13 protein-coding genes are annotated in these 13,721 nt (G+C 43.8%); 11 read left to right on the forward strand and 2 right to left on the reverse strand.

Going from position 1 to position 13,721, the window contains the following annotated elements:
• Nucleotides 1–137 precede the first annotated feature (137 nt).
• The 9 genes from bolA to nqrM all read left to right on the forward strand — a co-directional run bounded on the left by bolA (nt 138) and on the right by nqrM (nt 8,255).
• A complete protein-coding gene (bolA, locus tag AB6E08_RS02890; RefSeq protein WP_009848370.1) occupies nt 138–446 on the forward strand; it encodes a transcriptional regulator BolA in 309 nt (102 codons plus the stop codon).
• Between the two features lie 519 nt (nt 447–965).
• The gene (locus tag AB6E08_RS02895) at nt 966–2,306 is read left to right on the forward strand and encodes a Na(+)-translocating NADH-quinone reductase subunit A (protein ID WP_372066197.1); all 1,341 of its coding nucleotides are present in this window, start codon (nt 966–968) and stop codon (nt 2,304–2,306) included.
• A gap of 5 nt (nt 2,307–2,311) precedes the next feature.
• Nucleotides 2,312–3,556, forward strand: a complete 1,245-nt coding sequence (locus AB6E08_RS02900; RefSeq protein ID WP_009848372.1) for an NADH:ubiquinone reductase (Na(+)-transporting) subunit B — start codon at nt 2,312–2,314, stop codon at nt 3,554–3,556.
• The gene (locus tag AB6E08_RS02905; RefSeq protein ID WP_017098020.1) at nt 3,546–4,313 is read left to right on the forward strand and encodes a Na(+)-translocating NADH-quinone reductase subunit C; all 768 of its coding nucleotides are present in this window, start codon (nt 3,546–3,548) and stop codon (nt 4,311–4,313) included. The genes AB6E08_RS02900 and AB6E08_RS02905 overlap by 11 nt, the downstream gene beginning before the upstream one ends.
• On the forward strand, nt 4,313–4,945 hold the full coding sequence (locus AB6E08_RS02910; RefSeq protein WP_004735210.1) for an NADH:ubiquinone reductase (Na(+)-transporting) subunit D: 633 nt from the start codon (nt 4,313–4,315) through the stop codon (nt 4,943–4,945). The genes AB6E08_RS02905 and AB6E08_RS02910 overlap by 1 nt, the downstream gene beginning before the upstream one ends.
• Nucleotides 4,946–4,952: 7 nt before the next feature.
• Nucleotides 4,953–5,549 carry an NADH:ubiquinone reductase (Na(+)-transporting) subunit E gene (gene nqrE, locus AB6E08_RS02915; protein ID WP_009848375.1) on the forward strand — a complete coding sequence of 199 codons (597 nt, stop codon included), beginning with the start codon at nt 4,953–4,955 and terminating at the stop codon, nt 5,547–5,549.
• A gap of 29 nt (nt 5,550–5,578) precedes the next feature.
• The gene (gene nqrF / locus AB6E08_RS02920; RefSeq protein WP_017631923.1) at nt 5,579–6,805 is read left to right on the forward strand and encodes an NADH:ubiquinone reductase (Na(+)-transporting) subunit F; all 1,227 of its coding nucleotides are present in this window, start codon (nt 5,579–5,581) and stop codon (nt 6,803–6,805) included.
• Between the two features lie 174 nt (nt 6,806–6,979).
• A complete protein-coding gene (locus AB6E08_RS02925) occupies nt 6,980–7,984 on the forward strand; it encodes an FAD:protein FMN transferase (protein ID WP_372066109.1) in 1,005 nt (334 codons plus the stop codon).
• 16 nt (nt 7,985–8,000) lie between these two features.
• Complete coding sequence (nqrM, locus tag AB6E08_RS02930; RefSeq protein ID WP_004735214.1) at nt 8,001–8,255, forward strand: (Na+)-NQR maturation NqrM; 255 nt, start codon at nt 8,001–8,003, stop codon at nt 8,253–8,255.
• Nucleotides 8,256–8,413: 158 nt separating this feature from the next.
• On the opposite strand, the gene AB6E08_RS02935 is transcribed toward nqrM, so the two are convergent.
• Nucleotides 8,414–9,655: a diguanylate cyclase gene (locus AB6E08_RS02935; RefSeq protein ID WP_372066105.1), complete on the reverse strand. Its 1,242-nt coding sequence runs from the start codon at nt 9,653–9,655 to the stop codon at nt 8,414–8,416.
• Between the two features lie 163 nt (nt 9,656–9,818).
• Between AB6E08_RS02935 and dinB the strand changes: the two genes are divergently transcribed.
• Nucleotides 9,819–10,895, forward strand: coding sequence for a DNA polymerase IV (dinB, locus tag AB6E08_RS02940; RefSeq protein WP_019350587.1), 1,077 nt, complete (start codon nt 9,819–9,821; stop codon nt 10,893–10,895).
• Nucleotides 10,896–11,060: 165 nt separating this feature from the next.
• On the opposite strand, the gene AB6E08_RS02945 is transcribed toward dinB, so the two are convergent.
• Nucleotides 11,061–12,995: an ATP-dependent DNA helicase RecQ gene (locus AB6E08_RS02945; protein WP_256799472.1), complete on the reverse strand. Its 1,935-nt coding sequence runs from the start codon at nt 12,993–12,995 to the stop codon at nt 11,061–11,063.
• A 145-nt stretch (nt 12,996–13,140) separates the two neighbouring features.
• On the opposite strand from AB6E08_RS02945, the gene AB6E08_RS02950 reads away from it, so the two are divergent.
• A complete protein-coding gene (locus AB6E08_RS02950; protein ID WP_017080322.1) occupies nt 13,141–13,614 on the forward strand; it encodes a GreA/GreB family elongation factor in 474 nt (157 codons plus the stop codon).
• The last annotated feature ends 107 nt before the right edge of the window (nt 13,615–13,721 follow it).

Here is a 13,721-nt window from a genome sequence, read left to right on the forward strand (position 1 = left end):
GTCTCAAATGCAGCCTGAACAAGATAGAAAAAACTCAACCAAACCTAAGTCGTTCGTTATGAAATACTCAGACAGTCGACCAGTTAGGGTTTATACTTCCCCCACAGATAATGCCAATACGTTATTAAGGAATCATAATGATCCAAGAAGTTATCGAAACAAAATTGCACAATGAGTTTTCACCAAGTCATTTAAACGTGGTCAATGAGAGCTACATGCACAATGTTCCGGCTGGTTCTGAGAGTCATTTTAAAGTGATTGTTGTCAGCGATGCGTTTGAAGGCTTGCGCCTTATTGGTCGTCATCGAGCGGTAAATAAAGCACTTTCAGAAGAGCTAGCGAATAATATTCACGCACTATCTATTCACACTTATACAAAAGATGAATGGATGAAGCAACTCGATAACGTGCCAGACAGCCCTATGTGTATGGGCGGTGGTAAGTAATAAAACTAACTGATAGAAGAGGTGGCGATGCTGCCTTTTTTATCGCCAGGCTGATGTGTTTTTAGGGTTTATATCACTCAAATTGATGTCAAATTAGGCGTCTTTGAATACCCACAATGAGTAATGTTTTTATTAACAGTGTTTCAACATAACTCGTAAAATATTAGTTTGTGACAGAGTATTAATCTCTTGTTTAAAACACGATTCAAAAGCCATTTTATCTGTGCGGCTCGTCAAATTTATACATATTTGAGAGTCCATATGCTTCAAATCTCACCAAATTAAGGCCGTATTCAAGTTATTGGTCATGGCATCAAGTTGTCAAAAAATGCTAGAATACGGCACCTGATAAATCTCACATAATCTTTGTGATGGGTTTATTAATGTAATGTTGCGATTTTGGTATCTCGAATTTACCAGAACCGGACACTGTAATGTCGTGTCTAAGGGCGATTTTAAAACGTCCCGAATTTACGCAATTAAAAGAATCTTTTTCCCGATAAAGTAGTGCAAGTGCGTATGATTACAATAAAGAAGGGTTTGGATCTTCCTATCGCAGGAACTCCATCCCAGGTGATTAATGATGGTAAGTCCATCACTAAAGTCGCCTTGCTTGGCGAAGAGTACGTTGGTATGCGTCCTACGATGCATGCTCGCGTTGGTGATGAAGTGAAGAAAGGCCAAGTTCTTTTTGCAGATAAAAAGAACCCAGGTGTTGTATTTACTTCTCCAGCAAGCGGTAAAGTTATTGAAGTGAACCGTGGTGCTAAGCGTGTTCTTCAATCAGTAGTGATTGAAGTAGCAGGCAATGAGCAAATCACGTTCAATAGCTATGAAGCTAACCAACTAGTAAGTCTTGACCGTGAAACGGTTAAAACTCAGTTAGTTGAGTCTGGCGCATGGACCGCTTTGCGAACTCGTCCGTTCAGCAAGGTTCCAGCAGTTGATTCTGAAACTCAGGCTATTTTCGTTACTGCTATGGATACTAATCCGCTAGCAGCTGAGCCAGAATTAATCATTAACGAGCAGTCTGATGCTTTCGTTGCTGGTTTAGATCTTCTTTCAACTCTGACTAACGGTAAAGTGTACGTTTGTAAAAAAGGTACTAGCTTACCTCGTTCAGCTCAGTCTAACGTTGAAGAACATGTTTTTGATGGCCCACACCCTGCAGGTCTTGCAGGCACGCATATGCATTACCTATATCCGGTAAATGCACAAAATGTAGCGTGGAGCATTAACTACCAAGATGTTATCGCATTCGGTAAGCTTTTCCTTACTGGTGATATTTACTCTGAGCGTGTTGTTTCTCTGGCTGGTCCAGTGGTGAACAACCCACGTCTAGTTCGTACTCAAATTGGTGCTAGCCTTGAAGAGTTGACAGACAGCGAGTTAATGCCAGGCGAAGTTCGTGTGATTTCTGGTTCTGTACTTACGGGTACTGAAGCAACAGGTCCACATGCTTTCCTTGGTCGTTACCATCAGCAAGTTTCTGTTCTACGTGAAGGTCGTGATAAAGAGCTATTCGGCTGGGCTATGCCTGGTAAGAACAAGTTCTCTGTTACTCGTTCATTCCTTGGTCACCTGTTTAAAGGTCAGTTGTTCAACATGACAACGACGACAAACGGTAGTGACCGCTCAATGGTTCCAATTGGTAACTACGAGCGCGTAATGCCTCTAGATATGGAACCTACATTGCTGCTTCGTGATCTATGTGCAGGCGACATTGATAGTGCTCAAGCACTTGGTGCGCTAGAACTAGACGAAGAAGATGTAGCATTGTGTACCTTTGTATGTCCAGGTAAGTACGAGTATGGTCAACTACTTCGTGAATGCCTAGATACGATTGAGAAGGAAGGGTAATTTTCATGGGCCTTAAAAAGTTTCTTGAAGACATCGAGCATCATTTTGAGCCAGGTGGTAAACACGAGAAGTGGTTTGCGCTTTACGAAGCAGCAGCGACAGTGTTTTACACGCCAGGTCTTATCACAAAGAAAAGCTCACACGTTCGTGATAGCGTTGATTTAAAACGTATCATGATCATGGTTTGGTTCGCGGTATTCCCAGCAATGTTCTGGGGTATGTACAACGCGGGTGGCCAAGCTATCGCTGCACTTAACCATATGTACGCAGGCGCTGAACTAGCATCTGTTATCAGTGGTAACTGGCACTACTGGCTAACCGAAATGCTTGGAGCCTCCTTAGGGCCCGATGCAGGTGTTGGCAGCAAGATGCTACTTGGTGCTACATACTTCCTACCTATCTACGCAACGGTATTCATCGTTGGTGGTTTCTGGGAAGTTCTGTTCTGTATGGTGCGTAAGCACGAAGTAAACGAAGGTTTCTTTGTTACTTCTATCTTATTTGCGCTTATCGTTCCGCCAACGCTTCCTCTATGGCAAGCAGCACTAGGTATTACCTTCGGTGTTGTTGTGGCGAAAGAGATCTTCGGTGGTACGGGTCGTAACTTCCTGAACCCTGCACTTGCTGGCCGTGCGTTCCTATTCTTTGCATACCCTGCACAGATTTCAGGTGACGTAGTTTGGACTGCTGCAGATGGTTTCTCTGGTGCAACTGCTCTTAGCCAATGGGCTCAAGGTGGCGGTAGCGCACTAATGAACGTGACATCAGGTGAAGCAATCACTTGGATGGACGCATTCATTGGTAACATCCCAGGTTCTATCGGTGAAGTATCAACTCTAGCACTTATGATTGGTGCAGCGATGATCGTTTACATGCGTATCGCTTCATGGCGCATCATTGCTGGTGTAATGATCGGTATGATTGCAGTGTCTACGCTGTTCAACGTGATCGGTTCTGATACTAACGCAATGTTCAGCATGCCTTGGCATTGGCACCTAGTTCTAGGTGGCTTCGCATTCGGTATGTTCTTCATGGCGACAGACCCAGTATCAGCTTCATTTACCAATAAAGGTAAGTGGTGGTACGGCATCCTAATCGGCGCAATGTGTGTAATGATTCGTGTAGTTAACCCTGCATACCCAGAAGGCATGATGCTTGCGATTCTATTCGCAAACCTATTTGCTCCTCTGTTTGACCACGTTGTAATCGAGAAGAACATTAAGCGGAGACTAGCGCGCTATGGCAAGTAATAACGATAGCATTAAAAAGACGCTGTTTGTTGTTATCGCATTGAGCCTAGTGTGCTCAATCATCGTTTCAACAGCTGCAGTTGTTCTTAAACCTAAGCAGCAAGCTAACGCAGTTCTGGATCAGCAAACTAAGATCCTTGAAGTTGCGGGTATTGAGCTTGCAGGTGATATCCCAGCACTCTACGCAGAGAACATCGAACCTCGTTTAGTTGATTTCGCTACTGGCGATTTCGTTGACGGCGATGCTGCTGCATACGACCAACGTAAAGCGGCAAAAGATCCAGCTCAGTCAATCAAGCTTTCAGCTGAAGATGACATCGCTAAGATCATTCGTCGTGCTAACACGGGTACTGTATACCTAGTGAAAGATGGCGCTGAAACTTCTAAAGTTATCATCCCTGTTCACGGTAACGGTCTATGGTCAATGATGTACGCATTCGTTGCAGTAGAAACTGATGGCAACACAGTTTCTGGTATCACTTACTACGAGCAAGGTGAAACTCCTGGACTTGGTGGTGAAGTTGAGAACCCAACTTGGCGCGCTCAATTCGTTGGTAAGAAATTATTCGACGAAAACCACAAACCTGCTATTCAGGTTGTTAAAGGTGGCGCTCCTCAAGGTTCTGAGCACGGTGTAGATGGCCTTTCTGGTGCAACACTGACTAGCGTTGGTGTTCAACATACATTTGACTTCTGGTTAGGTGATATGGGCTTTGGTCCGTTCCTAGCAAAAGTTCGTGACGGAGGTCTGAACTAATGTCTAGTGCAAAAGAAATTAAAAAGAGCATCTTAGCGCCGGTGTTGGATAACAACCCAATCGCGCTACAGGTTCTTGGTGTGTGTTCTGCTCTTGCGGTAACCACTAAGCTAGAAACAGCATTTGTTATGACTATCGCGGTAATGTTCGTTACTGCTCTGTCTAACTTCTTCGTTTCTTTAATCCGTAACCACATTCCTAACAGTGTGCGTATCATCGTTCAGATGGCAATTATCGCATCATTAGTAATCGTGGTAGACCAAGTGCTTAAAGCATACCTATACGATATCTCTAAACAGCTATCTGTATTCGTTGGCCTAATCATTACTAACTGTATTGTAATGGGTCGTGCTGAAGCATTCGCAATGAAGTCTGCGCCAATCCCATCGTTTATCGACGGTCTTGGTAACGGTCTTGGTTACGGTTTCGTTCTTATCACTGTTGGTTTCTTCCGTGAGCTTCTAGGTTCTGGCAAACTATTTGGTATGGAAGTACTACCTCTAGTGAGCAACGGTGGTTGGTATCAGCCAAACGGCTTGATGCTTCTAGCACCTTCAGCATTCTTCCTAATTGGTTTCTTGATTTGGGCAATTCGTGTGTTCAAACCAGAACAAGTAGAAGCGAAGGGGTAAGGTAGTCATGGAACATTATATTAGTCTGCTAGTTAAATCGATTTTCATCGAAAACATGGCGCTTTCTTTCTTCCTAGGTATGTGTACATTCCTAGCGGTTTCTAAGAAAGTTAAAACTTCTTTTGGTCTTGGTGTTGCGGTAGTTGTAGTACTTACAATCGCTGTTCCTGTAAACAACCTTGTTTACACACACATCCTGAAAGAAAACGCGCTTGTTGAAGGTGTCGATTTAAGTTTCCTTAACTTCATCGCATTCATCGGTGTTATCGCGGCACTTGTACAAATCCTAGAGATGGTTTTAGACCGTTTCTTCCCACCTTTGTACAACGCACTAGGTATCTTCCTTCCACTGATCACAGTTAACTGTGCAATCTTTGGTGGTGTATCTTTCATGGTAACTCGTGACTACAACTTTGCTGAATCTGTTGTTTACGGCTTCGGTTCTGGTGTGGGTTGGATGTTAGCTATCGTTGCTCTTGCGGGTATCCGTGAGAAGATGAAGTACTCTGACGTACCTCCAGGTCTTCGTGGCCTTGGTATCACGTTCATTACTGTTGGTCTGATGGCGTTAGGCTTTATGTCTTTCTCTGGTGTTCAACTGTAGGGTAAGCACCCAGTAATAAGGAATAACAAATGCAAAGCATTATTCTTGGCGTAGCGATGTTTACCATTATTGTATTGGCTCTAGTACTAGTGATTCTTTTCGCTAAGTCTAAGCTAGTACCATCAGGTGACATCACTATTGCTGTAAACGGCGACCCTGAAAAGGCGATCGTTACTCAGCCTGGTAGCAAGCTACTTGGTGCCCTAGCTGGCGCTGGTATCTTCGTATCTTCTGCTTGTGGTGGCGGTGGCTCTTGTGGTCAGTGTCGTGTAAAAGTTAAGTCTGGTGGTGGCGACATCCTTCCAACTGAACTTGATCACATCACAAAAGGTGAAGCTCGCGAAGGCGAACGTCTTGCATGTCAAGTTGCTATGAAAACTGACATGGAGATTGAACTAGACGAAGATATCTTTGGTGTTAAAAAGTGGGAATGTACTGTTATCTCGAATAACAACGAAGCTACTTTCATCAAAGAATTGGCTCTAGCTATCCCTGAAGGTGAAGAAGTTCCGTTCCGCGCGGGTGGTTACATTCAGATTGAAGCTGAACCACATCACGTGAAATACGCAGATTACGATATTCCTGAGGAATACCGTGGTGACTGGGATAAGTTCAACTTGTTCCGTTACGAGTCTATCGTTAAAGAGCATTCGATCCGTGCTTACTCTATGGCTTCATACCCAGAAGAGAAAGGCATCATCAAGCTTAACGTGCGTATCGCAACTCCGCCGCCAAACAACCCTGACGTAGCTCCTGGTGTGATGTCTTCATACATCTGGTCTCTTAAAGAAGGCGACAAATGTACTATTTCTGGTCCATTTGGCGAGTTCTTTGCTAAAGACACAGACAATGAAATGGTATTCATCGGTGGTGGTGCAGGTATGGCGCCAATGCGTTCACATATCTTCGACCAACTTAAGCGTCTTAACTCTACTCGTAAGATGTCTTACTGGTACGGTGCACGTTCTAAGCGTGAGATGTTCTACATTGAAGACTTCGACGGCCTAGCAGCTGCGAACGAAAACTTCGTGTGGCATTGTGCTCTGTCTGATCCTCAACCTGAGGACAACTGGGACGGTTACACTGGTTTCATCCACAACGTATTGTACGAAAACTATCTGAAGGATCACGAAGCTCCTGAAGACTGTGAGTACTACATGTGTGGTCCACCAATGATGAACGCGGCTGTGATCGGCATGCTGAAAGATCTTGGTGTAGAAGATGAAAACATCCTACTAGATGACTTCGGTGGTTAATCCATTTAAGTGATTGATATTATGGCTGACTCTTACGAGTCAGCCATTTGTTTTTCTAAGACTACTCGTGACAACAAACTGGCTTATATAAGAAAGAGTAAGGTATTTAAAATCCCTATTTTTCACTCTTATTTTTCCTTATATAAATCCTCAACATTAGACAGGAGTAAGCAAGTGAGAATTTGGCTTGTTGCATTAACTTCTTTGATTTTTCTTGCGGGCTGTGAGCAGGCAAGAGAGCAAGTACATTTAAGTGGTCCGACAATGGGGACCAGTTACAACATTAAGTACATCAATGGCGATGAATTTCCTGAGTCTAAAGATGTTCATACCGAGATCGATCGTCTACTTGAAGAAGTGAATGATCAAATGTCGACTTACCGTGAAGATTCAGAACTGAGCCGTTTTAACCAGCATAAAGGTGCCGATGCATTCGAAGTATCTGAACAAACAGCTACTGTTGTGAAAGAAGCGATTCGTTTGAACGGTCTTACTGAAGGTGCATTGGATGTTACGGTTGGACCATTAGTTAACCTTTGGGGTTTTGGTCCTGAAGCGCGTCCTGAAGTGGTTCCATCAGATGAAGAGCTTGCGGCTCGCAAGGCTAAGGTTGGCATTCATCACTTAAGCGTTGAAGGTAATAAGTTAAGCAAAGACTTGCCTAACTTGTATGTTGACCTTTCAACTATCGCAAAAGGCTGGGGTGTAGATGTCGTTGCTGATTACCTTGATTCAATTGGTATTCATAATTACATGGTTGAAGTAGGTGGTGAAATCCGCTTGAAGGGTTTAAACCGTGAAAGTGTGGGTTGGCGTATCGCCATAGAGAAGCCAACTATCGACGAGCGCAACATTCAAGAGATCATCGAGCCGGGTGATATGGCGATCGCAACATCTGGTGACTACCGTAACTATTTTGAGCGCGATGGTGTTCGTTACTCACACATCATTAACCCTGAAACAGGCAAGCCGCTTCATCATAAAGTGGTTTCTGTAACCGTTTTAAACCCGTCTTCAATGACTGCAGATGGTTTATCTACAGGCCTTATGGTCTTAGGTGAAGAAAAAGGACTGGAAGTCGCGAACCAACATAACATCCCTGTGTTCATGGTGGTAAAAACAGCAGGTGGCTTTAAAGAAATTGCTTCTGAAGCATTTAAGCCATACTTAGGTAAATAAGGTAAGCGAGAGAATTATGAATACATTTCTGATTACATTTGGTGTTTTTCTTGCAGTAATCGCAGCGATGTCTATTGGCTATATTATCCAAAAGAAAGTTGTGAAGGGTAGCTGTGGTGGCTTAGGTGCTGTTGGTATTGATAAAGTATGTAACTGTCCTGAACCTTGTGATGCGCGCAAAAAGCGTGAAGCACGTGAAGCATACCGCGAAGAGAAACTGGCTGAGCGTCAGCAAAAAGAAGCTTCTTGGAATAAAGATCGTATTGCTTAATTGCGATTAGCAGCAATAACGATTAGCAGCAATAACGATTAGCAGCAATAACGATTAGGAGCGAAACCTGCTCCTGAAAAAACAAAGAGCCAAGGTTAACACCTTGGGCTCTTTTCATTTTAAATACTGACTCGGCTCGTGCTCTAGGAAAGCAGGAGTTACTCATTAACGCGTTGAAGGTTATTACGAGCGCATATCAACTGGTTTCGACCTTGCTTTTTCGCGGTATAAAGTAGCTCGTCTGCTGCTTTGATTTGCTCGTCTAAAGAGCCTTCTTGGTCGGTCACGCCAATGCTCATGCTCACTTTAATCACATGTGAATCATGCTGCACTTCATGATTTTCAATTGCGACTCTCATCGATTCCAAGGTCTCTATAAAATCTTCAAATGGTTCGCATGACTGAATGCAAAACTCTTCGCCACCGAAGCGAACTGCTAAATCATCTTTAAAGTGCTCTTTGATGATTTTACCAACCTCAATTAATACCGCGTCACCACCATCGTGGCCGTAGGTATCATTCACCTTTTTAAAAAAGTCGATATCCATCATAGCGATACTGCGATGTTCGCAGCCTTTGCATGTTTGATTGAAAAGGTAGCGACGGTTCCAAAGTCCGGTCAGAGCATCCTCGTTTGCATGACGAAACAGCTCATTAGTCGCTTCTTTCATGTCGAGTAATTGGTGAATACGGCAGAAAAATTCTTCTTGGTTAAATGGCTTATAAAGGAAGTCGTTGGCGCCAGCTTTAAGGAAGCGAGCGGTCATTGTGCGATCATCACTGCCAGATAGGCCGAGAATAGCGAGTTGATTACGATCGTGTTGGACTCGAATATCACGGGTCATCGAAATACCATCTTTGTTCGGCATGTCATGGTCGGTAACGACAAAAGTGATATCAGGGTCGTTTTGGAGGAGTTCTAGTGCTTGCTCTCCATCTACCGCTTGAATCGTTTGAATATATTGATGCTCAAGAAGCTGGACGACATATCGACGAACCACAGCAGAATCATCAACAACTAAAGCTTTATGGTATCGGTTATTCGAGATTCGATTAACCAGAGGAAGTAAGTAACTGACTGACGACATGCTGTCTTTGAGGATGTAATCAAGCACACCTTTTGCGAGTACTTGCTCTCGAAGTGTGTTGTTGAACATGCCGGTGAGCACAATGATTTTTTGTTGATAGCCGAGTACCAAATCAATGATCTCACCATCTTGACCATCGGGTAAGCAGTAATCGAGCACCGCGCACAAGAAATCCGTATCTTGTTCTAAGATAGCTTCAGCTTCAGCCACTGATTCAGCCAACGCAACCTCATAGCCATCATTTTTCAATTGCTGGTACAGGTAGTTTCTGAATGCACGACTATCTTCGACTACTAGTATTTTATCACTCAAAAGTTATCCCTACTTATAGGTTAAATACTCTCTAACAATACTATCAGAATAGTAAGTGGCTAATGAAGTTAAAGCTATTTAGCTGGGCTCCAGATCATTTTAAATCTGAGAATAATTGATTATACTGTTCATAGATACAGTTGTAAGGTTGAGTTATTCCTAAATGTGTAGTGCGGGCGAAGAGAAAGTTAGAAAAATAATCCATGTTGATATGGATTGTTTTTACGCAGCTGTAGAAATGCGAGATAACCCATCTTATAGAAATCGACCGCTCGCAGTCGGGGGGCATGAAAAACAGCGCGGGGTTTTGAGTACATGTAATTACGAAGCTCGCAAGTTTGGTATTCGTTCTGCAATGCCAACAGGAAAAGCGCTGCAGCTTTGCCCCAACCTGTTGGTTGTTCCTGGGAGAATGTCGGTCTACGTCGAAATATCGAAAAAGATCCGCGAAATTTTTTCTCGATATACATCTATCATTGAACCTCTTTCTTTGGATGAAGCTTTCCTTGATGTCACCGATTCCAAGCAATGTCATGGTTCGGCCACACTGATTGCAGAGGCGATTCGTCACGATATCTGGAATGAACTCAACTTGACCGCTTCGGCTGGCATCGCTCCAATAAAGTTTCTAGCGAAAGTAGCGTCGGATATGAACAAACCTAACGGACAGTTTGTGATTCCTCCGCAAGACGTACAAGCTGTGATTGATGAGCTCCCACTCGAAAAGATTCCCGGTGTTGGCAAGGTCAGTATCGAAAAACTGCATCAAGCAGGCTTCTTTACTTGTAAGGATATTAAGGAGTCTGATTATCGCGATCTATTGCTCAGGTTTGGCCGTCAAGGTGCATCACTATGGAAGCGCAGTCATGGAGTTGATGACCGAGAAGTTATCATCGAACGTGAACGAAAATCGGTAGGTGTGGAGCGCACCTTTACTCAAAACATCTCTACCTACGAGGAATGTTGGCAGGTGATCGAAGACAAGCTGTTTCCTGAGCTCGAAACTCGCTTAGAAAAAGCTAGCCCAAGCAAAGCGATCATCAAGCAGGGCATTAAGCTCAAGTTCGCCGACTTTCAACAAACCACTATTGAGCACATCCACGCCTCTCTTGATCGCGAGCACTTCAAAGAACTGTTAAGTGAAATACTGAAAAGACAACAAGGGCGAGAAATACGCCTGCTTGGTTTGAGCGTGATGCTACAACCCAAAGATCAAATGCGTCAGCTGAGTTTCTTTTAGGCTGTCTTGTTTAGAGAGTAATAAGAATAGAGGGTAGGTGAGGATAGAGGATAGAGGATAGAGGATAGAGGATAAGTGGGAATAGAGAGTAATGAGATGCACACAGATAAGCACCGACTAGACTTCATAGCCTAGCCAGTGTTCTATATCGATACGTGAGATACCTTATCTAGGAAGCTGTTTAACTCGTGCTAAGGTATCACTGAATGGTTGCTGCTCTAGCTTGCCGTAACCAACCATTTTGCTGGCTTTAAGCTTGGTTGAAAGCGGGGTTGCAATTCCGCATAGAAAACGCGTAATGGCTTCGTCGGTGATCAATTGTTGGCTCTTAGATACAAATTCATGAATCCATGTCATTACGGTTTCGTCGTCAACGGGTTCAACATCGACGGTTGGTAATATTGCTACCTCACCACGGCATACCGAGCAATGACCACAGTTTGTTGGTGCCTTATCATCGGCAAAGTAGCTCGCTAGGCGTGAGCTTAGACAAGTGTCTGCCTCAAAGAAGCTCAGCATTTGGTTAAGACGGTTTATTTCACTGTTCTCTTTTTCTTTAAACAATTCAGTTAGACGTTCCGATAACTGCATCATGTCTTCAGAGGTGTTGTGGATAGCATACACATCTGTGATCTGCTTACTTTCCAATTCAATCCAACCTTGTTCATTGAAATAATCGATTGCCGCAATCACACGCTGACGATCAGTCTGGAAGTGTGTCCACAGCGCATCGAAATCAACTTGGCACCAGACTCTGGCTTGAGGCGAGCACTGGAAAATCGCTTCGACAAAATGACGACGTTCGCCTTGGAATTGTTCGCTGATCTGCTGTTTCGGGCGAACGAACTTAAATTTGTAGTCAGCGAAGTAGCTGTACTTCGGCTCAATCACGCCTTCAATTTCGAGATACACCAGTAGTGTTTTTAGCGGTAACTGACGAATATTGGATTCACGTGATAGCTGGTTAAGCATGATCTCCCATTGATTCGAGCCAGCAGCGACAATGTTCTGGTTTTCGTAGATCTCTTTTAATACCGCTTGGATCGATATGTTGTCTGGCGTATCGCCAAATACGAAGTTCTCCAGTGTACTGAGGCCGTACTTGTTGGCGAGAAGAATACATACTGAAGGCTGGCCATCTCGGCCTGCTCGACCGATCTCTTGCGAGTAGTTCTCTATCGATTTTGGTAAATCAAAGTGAATGACTCGGCGAATGTTGGATTTATCGACGCCCATACCAAACGCAATGGTGGCCACGATACAGTTCACGTCATCATTCATGAATTGATGTTGAATTACATCTCGGTTTTCAGGCTTAAGACCTGCATGATAAGCAACAGCATTAACGCCAGCGTTACGAAGTTGCTGAGCCACCATCTCTGCTGTTTGTTGAAGGGTGACATAAACAATAGTCGGAGCAAGAGAAGCTTGATTAACGACGTTGCACAAGGTTTCTAGTTTGCTGGTTTGTTCGCAAGGTTGAATCGACAGATCGAGGTTTTGACGATAGAAACCCGTAACCACAACACGTTCCTCATCGATATCAAACTTAGACTTCATATCTTGGATAACTGATGTGGTCGCGGTTGCTGTCAGCAGCAGTACCTGAGGAATATTGAGCTGTTTTTGGTATTGGGGAAGCTTTAGGTAGTCTGGTCTAAAGTTATGTCCCCACTCTGAAATACAGTGCGCTTCATCGACCACCAGTAACGAGATCGGCACTTGGGAGATAAACTGGCGAAAGCGTTCGTTCTTCAAGCGTTCAACGGAGATCATGAGGATCTTGGTGTCTCCGTTACGTACCGACTGCATCACTTGTTGGGTGGTTTGTCTGTCTTGGCTTGATTCGATTGCAGCTGCGCTAATGCCTTTGCTGTGCAAGAAGCTGAGCTGGTCTTTCATTAAAGCTAACAGTGGCGATATCACTAAGGTTAAATGTGGCAATGCTAGCGCTGGCAATTGATAGCAAAGCGACTTACCTGAGCCGGTTGGGAATATGGCCGCCGTCGAATGACCAGATAGAACATTATCAATGACTTGCTTTTGCCCATTACGCAGTGAGTCGAATCCGAATACTTGTTTTAACTTCTGCTCAATCATTTATGTTCTACCTGAATTATTAAGTGTCGTATTGATGATAAAGCGAGCGTCCATTCATGATAGCGTCGCTTGATGAATCAAATGTCTTGCACCTGATTGTACCTAATTCTATTCTGTAGCTCCTATAGAAAAGCACCCCAATAGTATGAATAAGTCTGAGCTTCGCCAAATAATCTTAGAGCAACTCGAATCCCGACTACGTATCGCCCAATCTGCGACTCAGCGTGCGATTGATGCTGCGACCGATGAAGAGACTGTGCCTGAACATAAGTACGATACATTGGCATTAGAAGCTTCGTATCTTGCTCATGGCCAAGCCGTAAGAGTGCAAGAGTGTGAAGACGACATTCAGTGTTATCGTAACTTAGTGTTGCGCGACAGTGAGCGAATTACGGTGAGCAGCTACGTTGTGGTCATTGACGAGCATGATCAATATAAACACTTTTTTATGGGGCCGAGAGTCGGCGGACTTTCTGTCACGTGGAATGAGAATGAGATTGCCATCGTGACGGCAAATGCACCTTTTGGCCAGGCTCTAATGGGTAAAGAAGTCGGTGATGAAATTGAGTTTAAGGTCGCAGATAAACAGTTTTGCTATGAAGTAATATCTATCGACTAACTGAGTAACGGATATATATAAAACGTTTCTCTGACAAAGAAGCATATACCAAGGGTATAGTAATCGGTCAGATTGATGAGAGGATGTTATGAAAAACAATGTATTTA

The organism is Vibrio sp. 10N.247.310.24, assembly GCF_041467175.1.
Lineage (GTDB): Bacteria > Pseudomonadota > Gammaproteobacteria > Enterobacterales > Vibrionaceae > Vibrio > Vibrio tasmaniensis_A.

Coding starts and splice junctions, on each gene's coding strand:
- AB6E08_RS02905 (WP_017098020.1), top strand. CDS start 3,546: ATGGCAAGTAATAACGATAGCATTAAAAAGACGCTGTTTGTTGTTATC.
- nqrF (WP_017631923.1), top strand. CDS start 5,579: ATGCAAAGCATTATTCTTGGCGTAGCGATGTTTACCATTATTGTATTG.
- AB6E08_RS02950 (WP_017080322.1), top strand. CDS start 13,141: ATGAATAAGTCTGAGCTTCGCCAAATAATCTTAGAGCAACTCGAATCC.
- AB6E08_RS02895 (WP_372066197.1), top strand. CDS start 966: ATGATTACAATAAAGAAGGGTTTGGATCTTCCTATCGCAGGAACTCCA.
- AB6E08_RS02945 (WP_256799472.1), bottom strand. CDS start 12,995: ATGATTGAGCAGAAGTTAAAACAAGTATTCGGATTCGACTCACTGCGT.
- AB6E08_RS02910 (WP_004735210.1), top strand. CDS start 4,313: ATGTCTAGTGCAAAAGAAATTAAAAAGAGCATCTTAGCGCCGGTGTTG.
- AB6E08_RS02900 (WP_009848372.1), top strand. CDS start 2,312: ATGGGCCTTAAAAAGTTTCTTGAAGACATCGAGCATCATTTTGAGCCA.
- dinB (WP_019350587.1), top strand. CDS start 9,819: ATGTGTAGTGCGGGCGAAGAGAAAGTTAGAAAAATAATCCATGTTGAT.
- bolA (WP_009848370.1), top strand. CDS start 138: ATGATCCAAGAAGTTATCGAAACAAAATTGCACAATGAGTTTTCACCA.
- nqrM (WP_004735214.1), top strand. CDS start 8,001: ATGAATACATTTCTGATTACATTTGGTGTTTTTCTTGCAGTAATCGCA.
- nqrE (WP_009848375.1), top strand. CDS start 4,953: ATGGAACATTATATTAGTCTGCTAGTTAAATCGATTTTCATCGAAAAC.